Origin of the sequence: Pseudorhodoplanes sp., assembly GCF_046289595.1 — a bacterium.
GTDB lineage: Bacteria > Pseudomonadota > Alphaproteobacteria > Rhizobiales > Xanthobacteraceae > Pseudorhodoplanes.
The window spans coordinates 1-2863 of record NZ_JBKBVB010000224.1 but is presented as its reverse complement, the minus strand read 5'-3'; the positions used below and the strand labels follow the sequence as shown (position 1 = coordinate 2863).

Annotated in this window: 3 protein-coding genes; all 3 read right to left on the bottom strand. The window is 65.1% G+C overall.

Annotated features, from left to right (window positions below):
* A partial coding sequence (gene pyk / locus ACK41X_RS23330) for a pyruvate kinase (RefSeq protein WP_409728670.1) occupies window positions 1-950 on the bottom strand: 950 nt, incomplete at its 3' end.
* Complete coding sequence (locus ACK41X_RS23325; RefSeq protein ID WP_409728667.1) at window positions 947-1504, bottom strand: DUF1036 domain-containing protein; 558 nt, start codon at window positions 1502-1504, stop codon at window positions 947-949. The genes pyk and ACK41X_RS23325, both read right to left, overlap by 4 nt.
* Window positions 1505-1566: 62 nt before the next feature.
* A complete protein-coding gene (locus ACK41X_RS23320; protein WP_409728664.1) occupies window positions 1567-2862 on the bottom strand; it encodes a glycerate kinase in 1296 nt (431 codons plus the stop codon).
* Between the last annotated feature and the right edge of the window lies 1 nt (window position 2863).

The window sequence follows — 2863 nt, the reverse complement described above, 5'->3', positions numbered from 1 at the left end:
TATTGTCCGGCCGCGGATTCCGCCGACAGCATGATCGCATCGGCGCCTTCGAACACCGCAACCGAAACGTCCGATACTTCGGCGCGGGTCGGCACCGGGCTCGTGATCATCGATTCCAGCATCTGGGTGGCGACGATCACCGGCTTGCCGGCACGCCGCGCCGCGCGGGTGATCTGCTTCTGGATTCCCGGCACCTTTTCGAGCGGCAACTCGACGCCGAGATCGCCGCGGGCCACCATCAGGCCATCGGAGACTTCCATGATCTCGTTCAGCCGCTCCACCGCCTGAGGCTTTTCGATCTTGGACATGACCAGCGCGCGCCCGCGCGTGATTTTTTTGGCTTCGGCGATGTCCTCGGGGCGCTGGATGAAGGACAGCGCCAGCCAGTCGATCCCGGCATCGAGGGCTGCTTCAAGATCGGAGCGATCCTTCTCCGCGAGCGCCGAGAATGGCAGCGTGGTTTCCGGCAGGCTGACGCCCTTGCGGTCCGACAGCTTGCCGCCAACCTCGACCTCGGCGGTCAACTGGCCAGGCTCGCTGGCGGTGCAGCGCAGCCGCACCTTGCCGTCGTCGAGCAGCAATGTGTGTCCGGGCTTTGCCGCTGCGAGAATTTCCGGATGCGGCAGATAGACCCGCGATGGATCGCCCGGTGCGGCATTCGAGTCGAGGACGAAGGTATCGCCCCGCTTCACCGTCACCGAGCCGCCGCCGAAGGTGCCGAGCCGCAATTTCGGCCCCTGCAGATCGACCAGAATACCGATCGGGCGGCCGACTTCCTGCTCGACCGAACGGATCATGCCGATGAGTTCGCGCATGCGCTCGTGCGAGGTGTGACTCATATTGATGCGAAACACGTCGGCCCCGGCCTCGAACAGGCGCTGGATCACAGCCCGCTCCGACGAGGCCGGACCAAGTGTTGCGACGATCTTGGTCCGGCGTTGGCGTCTCATCGTGGCTGGTTTCCTGTTGCTGGCGGCATCAGATTGAGAGGGGATCGCGTTCCGGTTTGCGGCAGGGTGAAGGAGCCGCCGTTGCCGGGCGACAAGGGAGACTGATCCGAGCTTTCAGTCAATTGCACGGTCCAGGATCGCTGTTCACCGGTATCGACCTCGAAAAATCCGGTGCGGTCGAACCCGCGTGCGAGACAATCCTCCGTCCCCCGGATCGTAAATTCCTTTTCGCGCGAACACATGAATGCCTTGCCCGACCATTCGCCGCCGCGATCATAGTCGATGGCATAAACATAATAATATCGTGCGACGAGATTGCCGCGCAGCAGCGTCTCGCAGGATCGCGGCCCGAGATTCCACCAGCCCTCTGTAACCCAACCCTCGTTATCCTTGTAGCCGAGCGCAATCCCGACCTTGCCGCTGGTGTTGTTGCACATGCGGAAATCACCGGCGGCGAGTTCCGTGGCAGCGGACAGCAACAGCGTGGCAAGCACGCACCGCGCTGCGGCGGCGCCAAAAAAACCGAGGGGATGCTGGAGAGCCGATCGGATCACGGTCGTCAGATTGCGTTTATCGGGCGCCGGAGACAGCTAACATGCTGTTTTTGTGGGATTTTTCAACTTCTGTCAACGTTGTCCACCATGATCGCACGGAAATCGTTCACGTTGGTAAAGGTCGGCCCCGGCGAAATCAGGCCTCCGATACCAGCAAAGAAAGCTGTCGAATTGTTGTCCGCGAGGCACTGGGCGGCATCGAGACCCAGCGCGCGGGCACGGCCGGCGCTGCCGGCATCGACATAGGCGCCGGCGGGGTCGGCGGCAGAGCCCGCCCCGCCATCGGTGCCGTCGGTGTCGCCGGCGAGCGCGGCGATCCCTGAGGCCCCGTCGAGTTCCAAAGCCAGTGCAAGCGCAAATTCCTGGTTCGGGCCGCCGCGGCCGCTGCCGCGAATCGTCACAGTCAGTTCGCCGCCCGAGAGGATCACCGCGCGCCGCCCTTTCGCTTGCAGCTCGCGCGCCAGTGCGGCCTGGGCAGCCGCGACCTCGCGGGCTTCGCCCTCGATCCTGTCGCCAAGAAAGATGCAGTCATAGCCTGCGGCGCGGATCTGCGCCTCCGCCGCCTTGAACGAGTCGAGCGGCCGTGCGGCGAGACGATATTGCGCATCGCCAAAGACCGCATCGCCGGGTTTGGGCGATTCATTTGCCGGGTCGTTCAGCGCGGCGCTGACGGCATCCGGCAGGTCGAGCCGGTAGCGCGCGACGATGGCGCGCGCATCGGCAAGCGTGGTCGGATCGGCCACCGTTGGACCCGAGCCGATCACCGCCGGATCGTCGCCTGGCACATCCGAAATGCCGATGGTCAGGAGCGTTGCCGGAAAGGCATGGCGGGCAAGCCGCCCGCCCTTGATGCGCGAGAGATGCTTGCGCACGGTGTTGATCTCGCCGATCGAGGCGCCGGAGCGCAGCAATGCACGCGTCACCGCCTGCTTGACTTCGAGCGAGAGGCCCTGCGCCGGCGCAATCCAGTTGGCGGACGCGCCGCCCGACATCAGCACCAGCACGAGATCGTCTTTCGTTGCGCCGTCCGCAAGCGCAAGCGTGCGCGCCGTCGCATCGAGCCCGGCCTGGTCCGGCACCGGATGGCCCGCTTCTACCATCTCGACCTGGCGCAGCGGGCGCCCGTAGCCATGCCGCGCGACTGCAATGCCGGTCAGCCTGTCCTGCGCAAAGCCGCGATCGAGATAATGCGCTTCGGCGACTTCGGCCATCGAGCCTGCGGCCTTGCCCGCCGCGAGCAGGATCAGCTTTCCGGATTGCGGAGCGTCCGGCAGAAGCTGCGGCAGGCAGCGTGACGGATGCGCAGCCGCGATCGCGGTCCGGAACAGGTCTTCGAGAAAGTCACGGTGCGAGGTCATA